A 20,843-nucleotide genomic window follows, 5' to 3' on the forward strand; every position below is an offset into this window, starting at 1 on the left:
TTTTAAATACGCCGCAGGAGAGATTCGCAATGGCTCAGCAGGGCAGTGGTTATCAAGCTCGCTATAAACGCATTCTACTCAAGCTTAGCGGCGAGGCCCTGATGGGCTCGGAAGAGTTCGGGATCGACCCCAAGGTGCTGGATCGCATGGCGTTGGAGGTCGGTCAACTGGTTGGCATCGGCGTCCAGGTCGGCCTGGTGATTGGTGGTGGCAACCTGTTCCGTGGTGCCGCCTTGAGTGCTGCCGGTATGGATCGGGTCACCGGTGACCATATGGGAATGCTGGCCACCGTGATGAACGGCCTGGCCATGCGCGATGCGCTGGAACGTGCGAATATCTCGGCCATCGTGATGTCGGCTATTTCCATGGTTGGCGTGACCGATCACTATGACCGTCGCAAGGCGATGCGCCACCTGAACTCCAAAGAGGTGGTAATTTTCGCGGCTGGTACTGGTAACCCGTTCTTTACCACCGACTCTGCAGCCTGCCTGCGGGCCATTGAGATCGACGCCGATGTCGTGCTCAAGGCCACCAAGGTCGATGGTGTTTACACCGCAGATCCGTTCAAAGACCCGCATGCCGAGAAGTTCGATCATCTGACTTACGATGAAGTGCTGGATCGCAAGCTGGGCGTGATGGACCTGACGGCTATCTGTCTGTGCCGCGACCATAAGATGCCATTGCGCGTATTTAACATGAACAAGCCCGGCGCCCTGCTGAACATCGTGCATGGTGGCGCTGAAGGAACCCTGATCGAGGAAGGCGAACAATGATCAACGAAATCAAGAAAGACGCTCAGGAGCGCATGAAGAAGTCCTTGGAGTCCCTGGCCCATGCATTTGGCCAGATCCGTACTGGCAAGGCGCATCCAAGCATCCTGGGCAGCGTGATGGTGCCTTACTATGGTGCCGACACTCCGTTGAGCGGCGTCGCCAACGTTACTGTAAAAGATTCCCAGACCCTGCAGGTCGTGCCATTCGAGCGCAACATGCTGGGGGCGATCGACAAGGCCATTGGCAGTGCCGGCCTGAACCTCAACCCGACCAACCTGGGTGAGCTGCTGCTGATCAAGATGGCGCCGCTGACCGAGGAGACCCGCAAGGGCTTCACCAAGCAGGCGCGTGCCGCCGCTGAGGATGCCCGGGTTGCAGTGCGCAACATTCGCCGCGATGCCTTGGGCGAGCTGAAGAAACTGTCCAAGGACAAGGCTATCAGTGAGGACGAGGAGCGCCGCGCAGGTGCCGAAATCGACAAGCTGATCAAGGAGTTCGAGGGCCAGATCGCCAAGGCGACCGAGGAAAAAGAAAAAGACCTGATGGCCGTATAAGGATCAGGACGTTTTCATGGAAAAGACCAAACAGCCTGTGCCGTCTTCGGTGCCGCGCCACGTCGCGATCATCATGGATGGAAACAACCGCTGGGCAAAGAAACGCTTCATGCCGGGCGTTGCCGGGCACAAGGCGGGTGTTGATGCGGTACGTGCAGTCATCGAAGTGTGTGCCGAGGCCAAGGTCGAGGTTTTGACCCTGTTTGCCTTTTCCAGTGAAAACTGGCAGCGCCCAGCTGATGAAGTCAGCGCCTTGATGGACCTGTTCTTCAAGGCGTTGCGTCGTGAGGCCAAGCGCCTCAACGACAACAACATCAGCCTGCGGATCATTGGCGACCGTTCGCGCTTTCACCCTGAATTGCAGGCTGCGATGCGTGAAGCTGAAGCCATTACGGCTGGCAGTGATCGTTTTATCCTGCAGATCGCCGCCAATTACGGTGGACAGTGGGATATCGCCCAGGCTGCCCAGCGCCTGGCACGTGAGGTCCAGGCCGGTCATTTGCGCCCGGAAGACATTACCCCGGGACTGCTGCAGACCTGTCTGGCCACTGGCGACCTGCCGCTGCCGGACTTGTGTATCCGTACCGGCGGCGAGCGTCGCATCAGCAACTTCCTGTTGTGGCAGCTGGCTTATGCCGAGTTGTACTTCTCCGACCTGTTCTGGCCGGACTTCAAACACGATGCCATGCGCGATGCGCTGGCCGATTACGCATCTCGCCAGCGGCGCTTCGGTAAGACGAGCGAGCAGGTCGAGGCTGGAGCCCGGAGTTAATGCTTAAACAACGAATCATTACTGCGCTGGTTTTGCTGCCAATCGCCTTGTGCGGTTTTTTCCTGCTCGAAGGGTCCAGCTTTGCCTTGTTCATTGGCTTGGTCGTGGCTCTGGGAGGCTGGGAATGGGCGCGCCTGGCAGGTTTTGACGCGCAGCCGGCTCGAGTGCTCTATGCGCTGGTGGTGGCGGCCTTGCTGTTCCTGATGCACCTGGTTCCGGGCGTTGCACCTTGGGTTTTGGGAGCGGCGGTGCTGTGGTGGGGAGTAGCGACGTTCCTGGTGCTGACCTATCCGCGCACTCGCGAGCAGTGGTCTGGCGCAGCCCCCAAGCTGCTGATCGGCCTGTTGATCCTGTTGCCGGCCTGGCAGGGGTTGGTCTTCATCAAGCAGCTTCCTATGGGTAACTGGTTGATCATGGCGGTCATGGTACTGGTCTGGGGGGCGGATATCGGTGCCTATTTTTCGGGCAAGGCCTTTGGCAGGCGCAAGCTGGCCCCGCAAGTCAGCCCAGGCAAAAGCTGGGAAGGTGTGTATGGAGGCCTGGCCTTGTGCCTGGTGATCACCGCAGTGGTCGGCTTGGTGCGTGGTTGGAGTTTTGCGCAGCTCTTCATGGGGTTGCTGGGGGCGGCTGTGGTGGTCTTCATCTCGGTGGTCGGCGACCTGACCGAGAGCATGTTCAAGCGCCAGGCTGGTATCAAGGACAGCAGCAACCTGCTGCCGGGTCATGGCGGTGTCCTGGATCGGATTGACAGCCTGACGGCCGCTATCCCGGTATTTGCTGTGCTGCTGTGGATGGCTGCGCCGTGAATGCCGTGCAACAGATTACCGTGCTGGGGGCCACCGGCTCCATTGGCCTGAGTACGCTGGATGTCATCGCTCGTCATCCTGACCGTTATCGGGTGTTCGCTCTAACAGGTTTCAGCCGTCTGGCCGAGTTGTTGGCGCTATGTGTACGTCATGAACCCCGTTACGCGGTGGTGCCTGATGCGGCGGCAGCCAGGCTCCTGGAGGAGGGGTTGCGGGCGGCCGGTTTGCCAACGGGTGTGTTGGTAGGCGAGCAGGGGCTTTGTGATGTCGCAGCTGCCCCCGAAGTCGATGCCGTGATGGCTGCGATTGTCGGTGCTGCAGGCTTGCGCCCGACTCTGGCGGCCGTGCACGCGGGCAAGAAGATCCTTCTGGCCAATAAAGAAGCGCTGGTGATGTCTGGCGCGTTGTTCATGCAGGCGGTAAAGCGCAGCGGTTCGGTGCTGCTGCCGATCGACAGTGAACACAACGCGATCTTTCAATGCATGCCAGCAGACTTTTCCCGTGGTTTGAGTCAGGTTGGCGTGCGGCGGATTCTCCTGACCGCGTCGGGTGGCCCATTTCGCCAGACTCCACTGGCCGAGCTTGAGCACGTTTCGCCGGAGCAGGCTTGTGCCCATCCGAACTGGTCCATGGGGCGCAAGATCTCGGTGGATTCGGCAAGCATGATGAACAAGGGCCTGGAGCTGATCGAGGCTTGCTGGCTGTTCGATGCTCGTCCTGCACAGGTCGAAGTGGTCGTGCACCCGCAAAGTGTGATCCACTCGCTGGTGGATTATGTCGATGGGTCGGTGCTGGCTCAGTTGGGGAATCCTGATATGCGCACCCCGATCGCCAATGCCCTGGCCTGGCCGGAACGTATTGACTCTGGGGTGGCACCGTTGGATCTGTTCGCCATTGCGCGCCTGGATTTCCAAGTGCCTGACGAGCAGCGCTTCCCTTGTCTGCGCCTGGCGCGCCAGGCGGCCGAGGCCGGGGGCAGTGCGCCGGCAATGTTGAATGCCGCCAATGAGGTGGCTGTCTCGGCGTTTCTCGATCAGCGTATTCGTTATCTGGAAATCGCGAGTATCATCGACGAGGTTTTGAGCCGCGAGGCTGCGGTCGCAGTCAATGAGCTGGACGCAGTATTCGCGGCGGACGCCAAGGCTCGGGTCCTGGCTGAACAATGGCTGCAACGTAACGGGCGATAGGATTCGCGACCCGCACGAGTGACGGCGAATAGGATTGCGGAGAAAGTAGATGAGCGCTCTCTATATGATTATCGGCACCCTGGTAGCCCTGGGCGTGCTGGTCACCTTCCATGAATTCGGTCACTTCTGGGTCGCCCGGCGTTGTGGCGTCAAGGTGCTGCGTTTCTCCGTGGGCTTCGGCATGCCTCTGGTTCGCTGGAGCGATCGTCAGGGTACCGAGTTCGTTATCGCCGCCATCCCCCTGGGTGGCTACGTGAAGATGCTGGACGAACGTGAGGGTGAAGTGCCCGTCGGTGAGCTCGACCAAGCCTTCAATCGCAAGTCCGTTCGTCAGCGTATCGCTATCGTCGCTGCCGGCCCCATTGCCAACTTCCTCCTGGCGCTGGTTTTCTTCTGGGCCCTGGCGATGCTGGGCAGCCAGCAGGTCAAGCCGGTCATTGGCGAGGTCGAGGTCGGTAGTCTCGCCGATAAGGCTGGTTTGAGCTCAGGTCAGGAAATCGTCTCCATCGACGGTGAGCCGACTTCCGGTTGGGCGGCGGTGAACCTGCAGCTGGTACGGCGTCTTGGCGAGAGTGGAACCTTGCAGTTGGTGGTCCGGGAGCAAGGGGCTACCGCGGATTCGCCGCGCCAACTGGTTCTGGACAAATGGCTCAAGGGAGCCGATGAGCCGGATCCGATTCGTTCCCTGGGGATTCGTCCTTGGCGTCCTGCCTTGCCGCCGATCCTGGCGGAGCTGGACCCGAAAGGGCCGGCCCAGGCCGCTGGTCTGAAAACAGGCGATCGCCTGCTGGCGCTTGATGGCAAGCCCCTGGATGACTGGCAGCAGGTCGTCGATTGGGTGCGCGTGCGCCCGGATGCCAAAGTCGTGCTGCATGTCGAGCGCGATGGCGCTCAACTCGACATCCCTGTAACCCTGTCCAGTCGCGGCGAAAGCAAGGCGCCAAATGGATACTTGGGCGCTGGTGTGAAGGCCGTGGATTGGCCGCCACAGATGCTTCGCGAGGTCAGTTATGGGCCGATCGAGGCGATCGGCGAAGGTGCCCGGCGTACTTGGACCATGAGTGTCCTGACCCTCGAATCTCTGAAGAAAATGTTGTTCGGCGAGCTCTCGGTAAAAAACTTGAGTGGACCGATAACCATTGCTAAAGTGGCGGGCGCTTCTGCCCAGTCGGGCATTGCTGATTTCTTGAATTTCCTTGCTTATCTGAGTATTAGCCTGGGCGTTCTGAATTTGTTGCCCATCCCGGTGTTGGATGGGGGGCATTTGCTGTTTTATCTGATCGAGTGGGCGCGTGGTCGTCCCTTGTCGGATCGGGTGCAAGGTTGGGGGGTACAGATCGGTATCAGCTTGGTGGTCGGAGTCATGCTGCTTGCTCTGGTCAACGATCTGGGTCGTCTGTAATGCTTCGCTGAATTGCGAATCTGCCGCATTTTGCGGCAGTTTGTTTATTGCCAGTTGGAATAAGAAAGGACTTCATGAAACGTCTGCTGCTAACTGCGGTTCTCTCCGTATTGATGATCGCCGAAGTTCACGCCGAGTCCTTCACTATCTCCGATATTCGCGTCAACGGCCTTCAGCGCGTTTCCGCGGGTAGCGTCTTTGGTGCCTTGCCGTTGAACGTCGGCGAACAGGCGGACGACCGTCGCCTGGTGGAATCCACTCGTGCGCTGTTCAAGACCGGTTTCTTTCAAGACATCCAACTGGGGCGTGAGGGCAATGTCCTGGTCATCACGGTAGTGGAGCGACCATCGGTCGCCAGTATCGAGATCGAAGGCAACAAGGCGATCTCTACCGAAGACCTGATGAAAGGCTTGAAACAGTCTGGCCTGGCCGAAGGCGAGATCTTCCAGCGTGCGACCCTCGAAGGGGTGCGTAACGAGCTGCAGCGTCAATATGTCGCCCAGGGACGTTACTCGGCTACCGTTGAAACCGAGGTGGTTCCGCAGCCACGCAACCGTGTCGGCCTGAAGGTCAAGATCAATGAAGGCACCGTCGCGGCCATCCAGCACATCAACGTGGTGGGCAACACCGTTTTTCCCGACGAAGACCTGATCGGCCTCTTTGAACTCAAGACCACCAACTGGTTGTCGTTCTTCAAGAACGATGACAAGTACGCCCGTGAAAAGCTTTCCGGTGACTTGGAGCGCCTGCGTTCCTACTACCTGGACCGTGGCTATATCAACATGGATATCGCTTCGACCCAGGTGTCCATCACCCCGGATAAAAAACACGTCTACATCACCGTCAATATCAACGAAGGCGAGAAATACAGCGTTCGTGACGTCAAGCTCAGCGGTGACCTGAAAGTGCCTGAGGACCAGGTCAAGGCGCTGTTGCTGGTAGAGAAAGGGCAGGTGTTCTCGCGCAAGCTGATGACCACCACTTCCGAGTTGATTACCCGTCGCCTGGGTAACGATGGCTACACCTTCGCCAACGTCAACGGCGTGCCGCAGCCTCACGATGACGATCACACCGTCGATATCACCTTCGTGGTGGATCCAGGCAAGCGTGCCTATGTGAATCGCATCAACTTCCGCGGCAACACCAAGTCCGAGGACGAAGTGCTGCGTCGCGAAATGCGTCAGATGGAAGGTGGCTGGGCATCGACCTACCTGATCGATCAGTCCAAGACCCGTCTTGAGCGCCTGGGTTTCTTCAAGGAAGTCAACGTCGAGACTCCGGCTGTTCCGGGTGTCGACGATCAGGTCGACGTCAACTATGCCGTGGAAGAACAGGCCTCCGGTTCGATCACCGCCAGTGTCGGTTTCGCCCAGAGCGCAGGTCTGATCCTCGGTGGTTCCATCACCCAGAACAACTTCCTGGGTACCGGTAACAAGGTCAGCATCGGTCTGACCCGCAGTGAGTACCAGAGCCGCTACAACTTCGGTTATGTCGACCCCTACTGGACTGCCGATGGCGTGAGCCTGGGCTACAACGCTTTCTATCGCACCACCGACTACAAGGAACTTAATTCCGACATAGCCAGCTATGCGGTGGACAGCCTGGGTGCCGGCGTCAATGTGGGCTACCCAATCAGCGAGACTTCGCGCCTGACCTTCGGTCTTAGCGCGCAGCAAGACAAGATCAAGACGGGTCGTTACACCGTCGACGAAATCTTCGACTTCGTGAACAAGCAGGGCAAGAGCTACCTGAACTTCAAGGCGTCTGCCGGCTGGTCCGAGTCGACCCTGAACAAAGGCGTACTGGCGACTCGCGGTCACTCGCAAAGCCTGGTGCTGGAAACCACGACGCCGGGTAGTGACCTGTCGTTCTTCAAGCTCGATTACCGTGGCCAGTTGTTCACTCCGTTGAGCGACAACTACACCATGCGCTTCCATACCGAGCTGGGTTATGGCGATGGCTTTGGCGATACCAAGGGCTTGCCGTTCTACGAGAACTACTATGCCGGTGGTTTCAACTCGGTTCGTGGTTTCAAGGACAGCACCCTGGGTCCGCGCAGTACGCCTAGCCGTGGTGTGGGTGTGACTGGTAACGCCGGGACAATCAATGATTCGGATCAGAATCCGTTGCCGTTCGGTGGTAACGTGTTGATTCAGGGCGGCGCCGAGTTGTTGTTCCCGCTGCCGTTCGTCAAGGATCAGCGTTCCCTGCGTACCTCGTTGTTCTGGGATGTGGGTAACGTCTTCGACTCTCGTTGCGAGAGCACGTCCAACACCATCCCTTCGTCGAACCTGAAACGTAAGTGCGACGATATCAGCTTCACCAACCTGGCCAGCTCGGTGGGTGTCGGTGTGACTTGGGTAACCGCTCTGGGGCCATTGAGTTTTGCCCTGGCGATGCCAATCAAGAAACCGGACGACGCTGAAACTCAGGTGTTCCAATTCTCTCTCGGCCAGACCTTCTAAGCGCCTGACCCAAGATAACGACAATGGATTTTGTAGGAGTGCATCGTGCGTAAGTTGACTCAATTGGTTCTCCTGGCCTCCGTTCTGGTCGCGAGCCCGGCATTTGCCGAAATGAAAATCGCCGTCCTGAACTATCAGATGGCCCTGTTGGAATCGGACGCAGCGAAGAAGTACGCCGTGGATGCCGAGAAGAAGTTCGGTCCTCAGCTGAACAAGCTCAAGACCCTGGAAAGCAGTGCCAAGGGCATCCAGGATCGTCTGGTGGCCGGTGGCGACAAGATGCAGCAAGGCGAGCGTGAGCGCCTGGAGCTCGAATTCAAGCAGAAGGCCCGCGACTTCCAGTTCCAATCCAAGGAACTGAACGAAGCCAAGGCCGTGGCTGACCGCGAGATGCTCAAGCAGCTCAAGCCAAAGCTGGACAGCGCTGTTGAAGAAGTCATCAAGAAGGGCGGTTTCGACCTGGTCTTCGAGCGTGGCGCAGTGATTGATGTCAAGCCTCAGTACGACATCACTCGCCAAGTTATCGAGCGCATGAATCAGCTGAAGTAAGACATGACTGTAACCATGAAACTCGGCCAGTTGGCCGAGTTCCTCGGTGCCACATTGCATGGCAACGGGGAAAAGGAAATCACTGGGCTGGCTACCTTGCAGGAAGCCGGCCCAGCTCAATTGAGCTTTTTGGCAAATCCCCAATACCGCAAGTATCTGGCCGATAGTCAGGCCGGTGCTGTGTTGTTGAAGGAAGCCGAAGCGCAGTCCTATTCCGGTGATGCACTGGTGGTGGCGGACCCTTACCTGTCTTATGCCCGTGTTTCCCACCTGTTCGATCCCAAGCCCAAGGCGCCAGCCGGCATTCATCCCTCGGCGGTAGTCGCGGCTGATGCCGTGGTGGACCCGACAGCCAGCGTTGGTGCGTTCGTAGTGATCGAGAGCGGCGCTCAGATTGCGGCCGACGTAACCATCGGCGCTCATTGCGTGATTGGTGCTCGTAGCGTGATCGGCGAAGGTGGCTGGTTGGCGCCGCGCGTGACCTTGTATCACGATGTGCGCATCGGCAAGCGCGTGGTCATCCAATCCGGGGCCGTACTGGGTGGTGAAGGCTTCGGCTTTGCCAACTCCAAGGGCATCTGGCACAAGATTGCCCAGGTCGGCGGCGTGACCATCGGCGATGATGTGGAAATCGGCGTCAACACGGCCATCGACCGTGGTGCCCTGGCCGATACCATCATCGGCAACGGTGTGAAGCTCGACAACCAGATCCAGATCGCTCACAACGTCCAGGTCGGTGATCACACTGCGATGGCTGCGTGCGTAGGCATCTCCGGCAGTACCAAGATTGGCAAGCACTGTATGCTTGCTGGCGGCGTCGGCCTGGTTGGGCATATTGAAATCTGTGACAACGTGTTCCTCACCGGGATGACCATGGTGACCCACTCGATTACCGAGCCGGGTGCCTACTCTTCCGGTACAGCCATGCAACCGGCTGCCGAGTGGCGCAAAAGCGCGGCACGCATCCGTCAGCTCGACGATCTTGCGCGGCGTTTGCGCCAGTTGGAAAAGCGTGTTGGGGACGTGACCCCCGACGGCAATGCTTCATCAGATGGCTGATACCATTTCCACATCAAGTGTGCACAGCCGCTAGACTGCCTCCTTGATTTGCTAGAGGAGCGTGCGTTAACCGCGTGCTCCCAATCTTTACTACAGGCTTCCCCCCGAAATGATGGACATCAACGAGATTCGCGAATACTTGCCTCACCGTTACCCTTTCCTGTTGGTGGATCGGGTGGTGGACCTGGATGTCGAGGGCAAGAGCATTCGTGCCTACAAGAATGTCAGCATCAACGAGCCATTCTTCAATGGCCACTTCCCTGCGCACCCGATCATGCCGGGCGTGCTGATCATCGAGGCGATGGCCCAGGCTGCGGGCATTCTTGGTTTCAAGATGCTCGACGTGAAGCCGGCTGATGGCACCCTCTACTACTTCGTAGGCTCCGATAAGCTGCGCTTCCGCCAGCCGGTACTGCCGGGCGATCAACTGATCCTCGAAGCCAAGTTCATTAGCTGCAAGCGCCAGATCTGGAAGTTCGAGTGCCAGGCATCGGTTGATGGCAAGCCCGTTTGTTCCGCCGAGATCATTTGTGCGGAACGCAAACTATGAGTTTGATTGACCCTCGCGCAATCATCGATCCGACGGCCATCCTGGCCGACGACGTTGAGGTTGGCCCATGGTCGATCGTCGGCGCTGGTGTGGAAATCGGCGAGGGTACAGTGATCGGGCCCCATGTGGTTCTCAAGGGGCCAACCCGGATCGGCAAGCACAATCGCATCTACCAGTTTTCATCGGTAGGCGAGGATACGCCCGACCTTAAGTACAAGGGTGAGGAAACTCGCCTGGTGATTGGCGATCACAATGTGATCCGCGAAGGCGTAACCATTCACCGTGGCACCATCCAGGACCGTTGCGAGACCACCCTGGGCGACCACAACCTGATCATGGCCTATGCCCACATCGGCCACGACAGTGTGATCGGCAACCATTGCATCCTGGTCAACAACACCGCATTGGCCGGCCACGTGCATGTGGATGACTGGGCGATTCTTTCCGGTTTCACCCTGGTGCATCAGTACTGCCACATCGGTGCCCACAGCTTTTCCGGCATGGGTACCGCCATCGGCAAGGACGTCCCGGCGTTCGTCACCGTGTTCGGCAACCCGGCCGAAGCCCGCAGCATGAACTTCGAAGGCATGCGCCGTCGTGGTTTCAGCGATGATTCGATCCACGCCCTGCGTCGCGCCTACAAGGTGGTCTATCGCCAGGGGCTGACGGTGGACCAGGCCCTGGCCGAATTGGCCGAGTCGGCCGAGCAGTATCCTGAGGTCGCACTGTTTCGTGACTCGATCCAGTCTTCGACCCGCGGCATCACCCGCTAATCATGAGCACTCTGCGTATTGCGCTGGTAGCTGGCGAAGCTTCCGGCGACATTCTCGGCGCCGGTCTCATGCGCGCCCTCAAGGCCCAGCATCCGGCGGTGGAGTTCATCGGTGTCGGTGGTCCGTTGATGGAGGCCGAGGGGCTTGTTTCCTATTTCCCCATGGAGCGCCTGGCGGTCATGGGGCTGGTGGAAGTTCTTGGGCGCCTGCGTGAACTGCTGGCGCGGCGCAAGAAGCTGGTCCAGACACTGATTGCAGAAAAGCCGGATGTGTTCATCGGTATCGACGCACCGGACTTCACCCTGAACATCGAGCTCAAGCTGCGTCAGGCCGGGATCAAGACGGTGCACTATGTGAGCCCGTCGGTGTGGGCCTGGCGGCAGAAACGGGTGCTGAAGATCCGCGAGGGTTGCGATCTGATGCTGACCTTGTTTCCTTTCGAGGCCAAGTTCTACGAAGAGAAAGGCGTGCCGGTGAAATTCGTTGGCCACTCGCTGGCCGATGCCATTCCTCTGGATGCGGATCGTGCCGGGGCTCGTGCTGAACTGGAATTGCCCGAGGGCCCCTTGGTGGCTCTGATGCCTGGCAGTCGGGGCGGCGAAGTCGGGCGCCTGGGCAGCCTGTTCCTGGATGCCGCCCAGCGCCTGCTGGCCTTGCGCCCTGGCGTGCACTTCATCTTGCCATGTGCCAACGCCCAGCGTCGTGCGCAGTTGGAAGAGATGCTGGCGGGGCGCGACCTGCCATTGACCCTGCTCGATGGGCAGTCGCACAAGGCCTTGGCAGCTTGTGATGCCGTGCTGATCGCCTCTGGTACCGCGACGCTCGAAGCCCTGCTCTACAAGCGACCGATGGTGGTGGCCTATCGTCTGGCGCCGCTGACGTTCTGGATTCTCAAGCGCATGGTCAAGAGCCCCTATATTTCCTTGCCGAACCTTCTGGCCCAGCGCTTGCTGGTGCCTGAATTGCTGCAAGACGATGCGACGGCCGACGCCCTGGCTGCGACGCTGTTGCCATTGATCGATGGGGGCCAGGAGCAGACCAGCGGTTTCGACCAGATTCACCGCACCTTGCGGCGAGATGCATCCAACCAGGCCGCACAAGCGGTACTCGGACTGATAGGTAAAGCCCAATGAGCAACTCCAAGATGCAGATGGGGCTGGATTTCACCCTGGTCGCCGATGCCGAAGACCTGGTCGCCGGTGTCGATGAAGTCGGGCGTGGCCCGCTGTGTGGGGCGGTGGTTACGGCGGCGGTGATTCTCGATCCGAAGCGGCCGATTCTCGGTCTCAACGATTCCAAGAAGCTCACCGAGGCCCGTCGTGAGCAGTTGTTCGACGAGATTTGCGAAAAAGCTCTGAGCTGGTGCATTGCGCGGGCGGAAGTCGAGGAAATCGATGAGCTGAACATCCTCCACGCCACGATGCTGGCCATGCAGCGGGCGGTCGAGGGGTTGAGCGTGACTCCCAAGCTGGCCATGATCGATGGCAATCGTTGCCCAAGGCTGGCGATGCCGGCCGAGGCGGTGGTCAAGGGCGATAGCAAGGTTCCAGCGATCGCCGCGGCGTCGATTCTGGCCAAGGTCAGCCGCGATCGGGAGATGGCGGCTTTCGAGCTGATCTACCCAGGGTATGGCATCGGCGGCCACAAGGGTTACCCGACGCCTGTGCATCTGGAAGCCTTGGCGCGCCTGGGGCCAACACCGATTCACCGGCGTTCCTTCGCTCCCGTACGTCTGGCCTATGAGGCGCGAGAAGCGCTGGGCCAGGTTCAGCCCTGAGGCTGATGTTTTAATTAAGGCCCGGTACAATCCGGCTGCTTTAAAGCTCCAAGAACGACGGCAAGAAAAACACTGGCGATAAAGCGCACCTGGCCTCGGTCGATGAGCGTTTACGCGGGTTGGCCTGCGCGGTAGCGCCGAGTTCGAGTCTTTAAACCGCCCGATGTCCGGGCCTTGTTGTTTTCGCGCTATTTACAGGATCACTATGCCGGCTTCATTCGTTCACCTGCGCCTGCACACTGAATTTTCCCTGGTCGACGGCCTTGTGCGGATCAAGCCGTTGGTCAAGGCCCTGGCTGGCATGGGCATGCCAGCGGTAGCCGTCACTGACCAGAGCAACATGTGCTCCCTGGTCAAGTTCTACAAAACCAGCATGGGGGCTGGGATCAAGCCGATCTGTGGTGCCGACCTGTGGCTGTCGAGCAAGGATCAGGACGGCCCCCTCAGCCGTATCAGCCTGCTGGCGATGAACGCCGAGGGCTATCGCAACCTCACCGAACTGATTTCCCGTGGCTTTACCGAGGGCCAGCGCAATGGCCTGACCATCATCGAGCGCGAGTGGGTGGCACAAGCGGCCGAAGGCCTGATCATGCTGTCGGCAGCCAAGGAGGGCGAGATCGGCATGGCCCTGGTGGATGGTGACCTGCAGGTCGCCGAGGCCCTGGCCCTGGAGTGGATGGCTGTTTTCCCGGATCGCTTCTACCTGGAAGTGCAGCGCACCAGCCGGCCCAATGACGAAGAGCAACTGCACGGTGCGGTGGCTCTGGCCGACAAGATCGGCGCGCCCCTGGTGGCGACCAACGATGTGCGTTTCATCAAGCAGGATGACTTCGAGGCCCACGAGACCCGGGTATGCATCGGTGAAGGCCGTGCCCTGGATGATCCGCGCCGCTCGAAGAATTACAGCGACCAGCAATACCTCAAGAGCGCCGAGGAAATGGCCGAGCTGTTCAGCGACCTGCCAGAGGCGCTGGAAAACACCGTGGAGATTGCCAAGCGCTGCAATATCACGGTGCAGCTGGGCAAGTACTTCCTCCCTGACTTCCCGACGCCCAACGGCATGGGCATCGACGATTACCTGCGCCACGTGTCTCACGAAGGCCTGGAAGAGCGCCTGGCGGTGCTCTGGCCCAAGGACACTACGCCCAACTATGAAGAGAAGCGCCAGCTCTACCTGGATCGCCTGAAGTTCGAGCTGGATATCATCATCCAGATGGGCTTCCCAGGTTACTTCCTGATCGTTATGGACTTCATCAAGTGGGCCAAGAACAACGACGTCCCCGTCGGTCCGGGCCGGGGGTCGGGTGCCGGTTCCCTGGTGGCCTATGTGCTGAAGATCACCGACCTCGACCCGCTGGCCTATGATCTGCTGTTCGAGCGTTTCCTCAACCCCGAACGTATTTCCATGCCCGACTTCGACGTCGACTTCTGCATGGACGGCCGCGACCGGGTGATCGACTACGTGGCCGAGGCCTATGGGCGTAACGCAGTAAGCCAGATCATCACCTTCGGCACCATGGCCGCCAAGGCGGTGGTGCGCGACGTGGCGCGGGTCCAGGGCAAATCCTACGGACTGGCCGATCGACTGTCGAAGATGATCCCCTTCGAGGTCGGCATGACCCTGGAGAAGGCCTACGAGCAGGAGGAGATGCTGCGCGACTTCCTCAAGACCGATGAGGACGGCCGCGAGATCTGGGACATGGCCTTGAGGCTCGAAGGGGTTACCCGCGGTACCGGCAAGCATGCCGGCGGCGTGGTAATCGCGCCGACCAAGCTCACCGACTTCTCGCCGATCGCCTGTGACGAAGAGGGCGGCGGCCTGGTGACCCAGTTCGACAAGGACGACGTCGAGGCGGCGGGCCTGGTGAAGTTCGACTTCCTCGGCCTGCGGACCCTGACCATCATCAAATGGGCGATGGAGACCATCAACCGCGAGCAGGCCAAGAGCAACCTGCCCGACGTCAACATCGACTTCATCCCGCTGGATGACAAGAAAACCTACGAGCTGCTGCAGAAGGCCGAGACCACGGCCGTGTTCCAGCTCGAATCCCGCGGCATGAAGGAGCTGATCAAGAAGCTCAAGCCCGACTGCCTGGAAGACCTTATCGCACTGGTGGCGCTGTTCCGTCCGGGCCCTCTGCAATCGGGCATGGTGGACGACTTCATCAACCGCAAGCACGGCCGTGCCGAACTGGCGTATCCGCATTCGGACTATCAGTACGAAGGCCTCAAGCCCGTATTGGCGCCCACCTACGGCATCATCCTGTACCAGGAACAGGTGATGCAGATCGCTCAGGTCATGGCCGGCTACACCCTGGGTGGTGCGGACATGCTGCGTCGAGCCATGGGTAAGAAGAAGCCCGAGGAGATGGCCAAGCAGCGCGGTGGTTTCATCGAGGGTTGTGTAGCCAACAACATCGAAGCGGACCTGGCCGGTAACATTTTCGACCTGGTGGAAAAATTCGCCGGTTATGGCTTCAACAAATCCCACTCGGCGGCCTATGGCCTGGTTTCCTACCAGACCGCCTGGCTCAAGACCCACTACCCCGCGCCGTTCATGGCCGCGGTACTGTCGGCCGATATGCACAACACCGACAAGGTGGTCGTGCTGATCGAGGAAGTGCGCAGCATGAAGCTGCGCCTCGATGCGCCGGATGTGAACAGCTCCGACTTCAAGTTCACGGTCAACGACGATGGTCGTATCGTCTATGGCCTGGGGGCGATCAAGGGCGTGGGCGAAGGCCCGGTGGAAGCGATTGTCGAGGCCCGGGCCGAAGGCGGTCCGTTCAAGGACCTGTTCGACTTCTGCGACCGGGTCGACCTCAAGCGCATCAACAAGCGCACCCTGGATGCGCTGATCCGCAGTGGCGCCCTGGACCGCCTGGGGCCTTACTTCCATGACGAGCTCAAGGCCTACCAGGCCAATATCGACCGCAACCGCGCGGTATTGCTGTCGGCCCTCGAGGAGGCGATCAAGGCGGCCGAACAGACTGCCCGGACCGCCGATAGCGGCCATGCCGACCTGTTCGGCGGGTTGTTCGTCGAGGAGGATGCCGACGTCTATGGCAACCACCGCAAGGCTCGCGAACTGACCCTCAAGGAACGCCTGCGGGGCGAGAAGGACACCCTGGGCCTGTATTTGACCGGCCACCCGATCGACGAGTACGAGGGCGAGATCCGCCGTTTCGCCCGCCAGCGCATCATCGACCTGAAGCCGGCGCGCGACACCCAGACCGTGGCCGGGATGATCATTGCCCTGCGGGTGATGAAGAACAAGAAGGGCGACAAGATGGGTTTCATCACCCTCGACGACCGTTCCGGGCGGATCGAAGCCTCGTTGTTTGCCGACTCCTTCATGGCCGCCCAGGCCTTGCTGCAGACCGACGCCATGGTGGTCGTCGAGGGCGAGGTCAGTAACGATGACTTCTCCGGTGGCCTGCGCCTGCGGGTCAAGCGGGTGATGAGCATGGAGGATGCACGGACCAACCTGGCCGAAAGCCTGCGCCTGAAAGTCCACAGCGATGCCCTGAAGGGCGATCAGCTACGCTGGCTGGGCGATCTGCTCAAGCGCCATCGCGGCGCGTGCCCGATTTCCATGGAGTACAGTCGCGACGATGCCAAGACCCTGCTGCAGTTCGGCGAGGCCTGGCGCATCGATCCGGCGGACAGCTTGATTCAGGCCTTGCGTGACCAGTTCGGGAAAGACAACGTCTTCCTGCAATACCGATGACGGTGAGGTGCCATCAGTGCGCCTCGTCGTTACTTGAATTTTTAATATCGACCTCATCGCGCCTGTCCCTTAAGGTAGGGCGCGAACAGATAACCGGCCGGCCCCAGCTTCACTGGATGTCGACCCCAGACGGACGCCTATGAACCCGAATTTTCTTGATTTCGAACAGCCGATCGCCGACCTGCAAGCCAAGATCGAAGAGTTGCGCTTGGTCGGTAATGACAATTCGCTGAATATCGGCGATGAGATCTCCCGCCTGCAGGACAAGAGCAAGACCCTGACCGAGGACATCTTCGGCAAGCTCACCAGCTGGCAGATCGCTCGTCTGGCGCGTCACCCGCGTCGTCCCTACACCCTGGACTACATCCAGCACATCTTCACCGAGTTCGACGAGCTGCATGGCGATCGCCACTTCTCCGACGACGCCGCGATCGTCGGTGGCGTTGCCCGCCTGGACGAGCAGCCGGTGATGATCATCGGCCACCAGAAGGGCCGTGAAGTACGCGAGAAGGTTCGCCGCAACTTCGGCATGCCGCGTCCGGAAGGCTACCGCAAGGCCTGCCGCCTGATGGAAATGGCCGAACGCTTCAAGATGCCGATCCTGACTTTTATCGACACCCCGGGTGCCTATCCAGGCATCGACGCCGAAGAGCGTAACCAGAGCGAAGCCATCGCCTGGAACCTGCGGGTCATGGCGCGCCTGAAGACCCCGATCATCGCCACCGTGATCGGTGAAGGTGGTTCCGGCGGTGCCTTGGCCATCGGTGTGTGTGACCAACTGAACATGCTGCAGTACTCCACCTATGCGGTGATTTCGCCTGAAGGCTGCGCCTCCATCCTGTGGAAAACCGCAGAAAAGGCTCCTGATGCCGCCGAGGCCATGGGTATCACCGCAGAGCGTCTCAAGGGCTTGGGCATTGTCGACAAGGTGATTGCAGAGCCACTGGGTGGCGCTCATCGCGATCCGGCGGCGACTTCCGCGCTGATCCGTGCCGAGCTCAGCTCGCAGCTGGCCATGCTCAAGGAAATGGATAACGACACCTTGCTGGCTCGTCGTTATGACCGCTTGATGAGCTACGGTCTCTGATCGACCGCTACCCTGCATTGCAGGAGTAGGCATGCTGGAAACCTGGCGCCGTTGATCGACTCGATCACGGCGCCATGTTATTTGTGGGACCAGCGCAAGGTTGCCCGATCGCTCATGCAGGTCCTGATAGCGTGATGACTTCTCTTTCCAACACTGTGCTGCGAAACCTGGCGCCCTGGCGTGAAGCCGCTGCCTGGCGCATTGCGTTCTCGGGTGGGCTCGACTCCACCGTTTTGCTGCATGTGCTTGCCGGCCTGGCATCCGAACATTCCCTTCCGCCCCTCTCGGCCGTGCATGTCCACCATGGCCTGCAAGGGGTGGCCGATGCCTGGCCGCCGCATTGCCAGGCAATTTGTGAGGCCCTGGGTATTCCTTTGCAAGTCGTGCGGGTGCAGGTGCGGGGCGGTGCCAGTCTTGAGCGGGCGGCACGTGAGGCGCGCTACTCGGCTTTCGAGGAGGTCCTGGCTCCCCGTGACCTGCTGCTGATGGCACAGCATCGGGACGACCAGGCCGAGACCCTGCTGTTTCGTCTGTTGCGAGGCGCCGGAGCCCGCGGGCTGGCAGCGATGCCGCGGAGTCGTGCGCTGGGGGCCGGGCATCTGCTTCGGCCCTTGCTCGACGTGCCGCGTGCCGAGCTTGAGCGCTATGCTGCCGAGCACGGTCTGGAGTGGGTCGAGGACCCTTCCAATGCCGACCAGCGGTACTCGCGTAACTACCTGAGGCATCAAGTCTTGCCCATGCTGCACGCGCACTGGCCCCAGGCTGCGGCGAGCATGAGCCGTAGCGCCGAGCACTTTGGCGAGGCCCAGGGCTTGCTCGACGAGTTGGCCCGGATGGACCTGGCAAGCGCGGCCCAATGTCCTGAGTTTTCCTGGCTCGGCCTCCCTGCCTTGGCCCTGGAGCCACTGCGACAGTTGTCACCAGCGCGCCAGCGCAATGCCTTGAGCCACTGGTTGAGCGGGTTCACGCGCTTGCCGGATACCGATCATTGGCGAGGCTGGGAGAGTGTGCGCGATGCCCGGGAGGAGGGGCGACCGATCTGGCGCTTGGCGGATGGCGAATTGCATCGTGCTGCGGGAAATGTCTGGTGGCTTCGCGGTCCCTGGCTGCGACCGGTCGGGGAGGAGGTTGAATGGAACGACCCATCTTGCCCATTGCTGTTGCCCGGGAATGGCCAGGTCTCGCTGATCGGACCTAGGCCCGAGGGGGCATTGTGCATTCGCTATCGCCAAGGGGGCGAAGTCATGCAACTGGCCGGGCGTGGCCATCGTGATCTCAAGCGGCTGTTGAACGAAGCCAGGGTGCCGGGATTCGTCCGTGGCAGATTGCCGCTGCTGTATGCGGGCGATCAACTGCTGGCGGTGGCGAACCTGCCGATGGCTGGCGTGAATACCCAGGCAGGCTGGCAATTGCATTGGCGACCACCGACCAGCGATCAAGGTTTGAGCTGAAAGGGGCTTTCCGGTAGACTACGCTCCCTTCTTGATACAACTTCTGTGGATTCGCCTGAATTGCAGGAGTTGCCGATTACCAAGCAGTCTTTGCTGGGCGATTCCAAAAAATGTGTAGCGAGCAACGTACCGGTGTTTTTGCATCCGGTCTGTCACAACGCGGCGGTTTTTTTGAAAGATGCACTGTGATTAATGCAGGTGATCGGGGGCTTCGGCCTTCCTTCGCTTTCCCCGGCGGCACTGACCGCTTTAACGCAGACTTCTAGGGTTTTTCATGACGCGCTACATATTCGTCACGGGCGGTGTTGTTTCTTCATTGGGGAAAGGCATTGCCTCGGCTTCATTGGCGGCCATCCTGGAGGCGCGGGGACTTAAGGTCACCATGCTCAAGCTGGACCCGTACATCAACGTCGACCCGGGCACCATGAGCCCGTTCCAGCACGGTGAAGTGTTCGTCACCCATGACGGCGCCGAGACCGACCTGGACCTGGGCCACTACGAGCGGTTCATCCGCACGACCATGACCCAGAACAACAACTTCACCACCGGCCGTGTCTACGAGCACGTGCTGCGCAAAGAGCGCCGCGGTGACTACCTGGGCGCCACCATCCAGGTGATCCCGCACATCACCGACGAAATCAAGCGCCGCATCATCAAGGGCGCCGGCGATGCCGACGTGGCCCTGGTAGAGATCGGCGGCACTGTGGGCGACATCGAGTCGCAACCGTTCCTCGAAGCCATTCGCCAACTGCGGGTCGAAGTCGGTTCCAAGCGTGCGATGCTGATGCACCTGACCCTGGTTCCGTACATCGCCACCGCTGGCGAGACCAAGACCAAGCCAACCCAGCACTCGGTCAAGGAACTGCGCTCTATCGGCCTGCAGCCTGACGTGCTGATCTGCCGTTCCGACCACCCGGTCGATGCTTCGTCGCGTCGCAAGATCGCGCTGTTCACCAACGTTGAAGAGCGTGCGGTGATCTCCCTGGAAGACGTCGACACCATCTACAAGATTCCTGGCGTACTGCACGCCCAGGGCCTGGACGACTTCGTCGTCGAGCGCTTCGGCCTACAGTGCAACAGCGCCGACCTGTCCGAGTGGGACAAGGTCGTGGACGCCAAGCTGAACCCCGAGAAAGAAGTCACCATCGCCATGGTCGGCAAGTACATGGAGCTGCTGGACGCGTACAAGTCGCTGATCGAAGCGATGAGCCACGCCGGCATCACCAACCGTACCAAGGTCAACCTGCGCTACATCGACTCCGAGGACATCGAGAACCAGGGCACCGGCCTGCTGGAAGGCGCTGACGCCATCCTGGTTCCAGGCGGTTTCGGCCTGCGTGGCGTGGAAGGCAAGATCACCGCGGTGCAATACGCCCGTGAGAACAAGGTTCCGTACCTGGGTATCTGCCTCGGCATGCAGGTGGCGGTCATCGAGTTCGCCCGTAACGTGATGGGCTGGAAAGACGCCAACTCCACCGAGTTCGATCGTGCCAGCGGCCATCCGGTCGTGGGCCTGATCACCGAATGGTCCGACGCCACCGGCGCGGTCGAGACCCGCACCGAAGCCTCCGACCTGGGCGGCACCATGCGCCTGGGCGCGCAGGATTGCCAACTGGCTTCCGGCTCCAAGGTCCACGATTGCTACGGCAAGGATGTGATTACCGAGCGTCACCGTCACCGCTACGAAGTCAACAACGTCCTGTTGCCGCAACTGGTCGAAGCCGGCCTAGTGGTTTCGGGCCGTTCCGAAGACGGCGCGCTGGTCGAAGTGGTCGAGTCGAAGGATCATCCATGGTTCGTCGCCTGTCAGTTCCACCCGGAGTTCACTTCCACCCCGCGTGACGGTCACCCGCTGTTCAGCGGTTTCGTCAAGGCGGCCCTGGCTCAACACCAGAAGAAGGCGTGAAC

General features: G+C 60.2%; 17 protein-coding genes. All 17 read left to right on the forward strand.

Going from position 1 to position 20,843, the window contains the following annotated elements:
• The first annotated feature begins 29 nt into the window (after positions 1 to 29).
• Positions 30 to 773 (forward strand): UMP kinase, encoded by a 744-nt coding sequence (gene pyrH, locus ATY02_RS07195; protein WP_007924076.1) that lies wholly within the window; start codon positions 30 to 32, stop codon positions 771 to 773.
• Positions 770 to 1,327 carry a ribosome recycling factor gene (gene frr, locus ATY02_RS07200; RefSeq protein WP_022642578.1) on the forward strand — a complete coding sequence of 186 codons (558 nt, stop codon included), beginning with the start codon at positions 770 to 772 and terminating at the stop codon, positions 1,325 to 1,327. Before pyrH ends, frr begins: the two co-directional genes overlap by 4 nt.
• 16 nt (positions 1,328 to 1,343) lie before the next feature.
• Complete coding sequence (uppS, locus tag ATY02_RS07205) at positions 1,344 to 2,099, forward strand: polyprenyl diphosphate synthase (RefSeq protein ID WP_068580422.1); 756 nt, start codon at positions 1,344 to 1,346, stop codon at positions 2,097 to 2,099.
• Complete coding sequence (locus ATY02_RS07210) at positions 2,099 to 2,905, forward strand: phosphatidate cytidylyltransferase (protein WP_068580420.1); 807 nt, start codon at positions 2,099 to 2,101, stop codon at positions 2,903 to 2,905. Before uppS ends, ATY02_RS07210 begins: the two co-directional genes overlap by 1 nt.
• Positions 2,902 to 4,092 (forward strand): 1-deoxy-D-xylulose-5-phosphate reductoisomerase, encoded by a 1,191-nt coding sequence (gene ispC, locus ATY02_RS07215; RefSeq protein WP_068580418.1) that lies wholly within the window; start codon positions 2,902 to 2,904, stop codon positions 4,090 to 4,092. The genes ATY02_RS07210 and ispC overlap by 4 nt, the downstream gene beginning before the upstream one ends.
• 49 nt (positions 4,093 to 4,141) lie before the next feature.
• Positions 4,142 to 5,494 (forward strand): RIP metalloprotease RseP, encoded by a 1,353-nt coding sequence (rseP, locus tag ATY02_RS07220; protein WP_068580415.1) that lies wholly within the window; start codon positions 4,142 to 4,144, stop codon positions 5,492 to 5,494.
• Positions 5,495 to 5,568: 74 nt separating this feature from the next.
• On the forward strand, positions 5,569 to 7,959 hold the full coding sequence (bamA, locus tag ATY02_RS07225) for an outer membrane protein assembly factor BamA (protein ID WP_068580413.1): 2,391 nt from the start codon (positions 5,569 to 5,571) through the stop codon (positions 7,957 to 7,959).
• Positions 7,960 to 8,004: 45 nt separating this feature from the next.
• The gene (locus tag ATY02_RS07230; protein ID WP_068580411.1) at positions 8,005 to 8,508 is read left to right on the forward strand and encodes an OmpH family outer membrane protein; all 504 of its coding nucleotides are present in this window, start codon (positions 8,005 to 8,007) and stop codon (positions 8,506 to 8,508) included.
• 3 nt (positions 8,509 to 8,511) lie between these two features.
• Positions 8,512 to 9,567: a UDP-3-O-(3-hydroxymyristoyl)glucosamine N-acyltransferase gene (gene lpxD / locus ATY02_RS07235; RefSeq protein WP_068580409.1), complete on the forward strand. Its 1,056-nt coding sequence runs from the start codon at positions 8,512 to 8,514 to the stop codon at positions 9,565 to 9,567.
• Positions 9,568 to 9,676: 109 nt separating this feature from the next.
• Complete coding sequence (gene fabZ, locus ATY02_RS07240; protein WP_068580407.1) at positions 9,677 to 10,117, forward strand: 3-hydroxyacyl-ACP dehydratase FabZ; 441 nt, start codon at positions 9,677 to 9,679, stop codon at positions 10,115 to 10,117.
• On the forward strand, positions 10,114 to 10,890 hold the full coding sequence (gene lpxA / locus ATY02_RS07245) for an acyl-ACP--UDP-N-acetylglucosamine O-acyltransferase (RefSeq protein WP_068580405.1): 777 nt from the start codon (positions 10,114 to 10,116) through the stop codon (positions 10,888 to 10,890). The genes fabZ and lpxA overlap by 4 nt, the downstream gene beginning before the upstream one ends.
• 2 nt (positions 10,891 to 10,892) lie before the next feature.
• Entirely contained in the window at positions 10,893 to 12,023 is a 1,131-nt protein-coding gene (gene lpxB / locus ATY02_RS07250) for a lipid-A-disaccharide synthase (RefSeq protein WP_068580403.1), read from the forward strand.
• Between the two features lie 11 nt (positions 12,024 to 12,034).
• Positions 12,035 to 12,667, forward strand: coding sequence for a ribonuclease HII (gene rnhB / locus ATY02_RS07255; RefSeq protein WP_068580436.1), 633 nt, complete (start codon positions 12,035 to 12,037; stop codon positions 12,665 to 12,667).
• 205 nt (positions 12,668 to 12,872) lie between these two features.
• Positions 12,873 to 16,397, forward strand: coding sequence for a DNA polymerase III subunit alpha (dnaE, locus tag ATY02_RS07260; protein ID WP_068580402.1), 3,525 nt, complete (start codon positions 12,873 to 12,875; stop codon positions 16,395 to 16,397).
• Between the two features lie 139 nt (positions 16,398 to 16,536).
• The gene (locus ATY02_RS07265) at positions 16,537 to 17,484 is read left to right on the forward strand and encodes an acetyl-CoA carboxylase carboxyltransferase subunit alpha (RefSeq protein WP_068580400.1); all 948 of its coding nucleotides are present in this window, start codon (positions 16,537 to 16,539) and stop codon (positions 17,482 to 17,484) included.
• A gap of 134 nt (positions 17,485 to 17,618) precedes the next feature.
• Positions 17,619 to 18,935 (forward strand): tRNA lysidine(34) synthetase TilS, encoded by a 1,317-nt coding sequence (gene tilS / locus ATY02_RS07270; protein ID WP_068580398.1) that lies wholly within the window; start codon positions 17,619 to 17,621, stop codon positions 18,933 to 18,935.
• 274 nt (positions 18,936 to 19,209) lie between these two features.
• Positions 19,210 to 20,841 carry a CTP synthase gene (locus ATY02_RS07275; protein WP_068580396.1) on the forward strand — a complete coding sequence of 544 codons (1,632 nt, stop codon included), beginning with the start codon at positions 19,210 to 19,212 and terminating at the stop codon, positions 20,839 to 20,841.
• The last annotated feature ends 2 nt before the right edge of the window (positions 20,842 to 20,843 follow it).

The sequence above is a fragment of the Pseudomonas sp. BIOMIG1BAC genome (genome assembly GCF_001705995.2).
GTDB lineage: Bacteria > Pseudomonadota > Gammaproteobacteria > Pseudomonadales > Pseudomonadaceae > Aquipseudomonas > Aquipseudomonas sessilinigenes.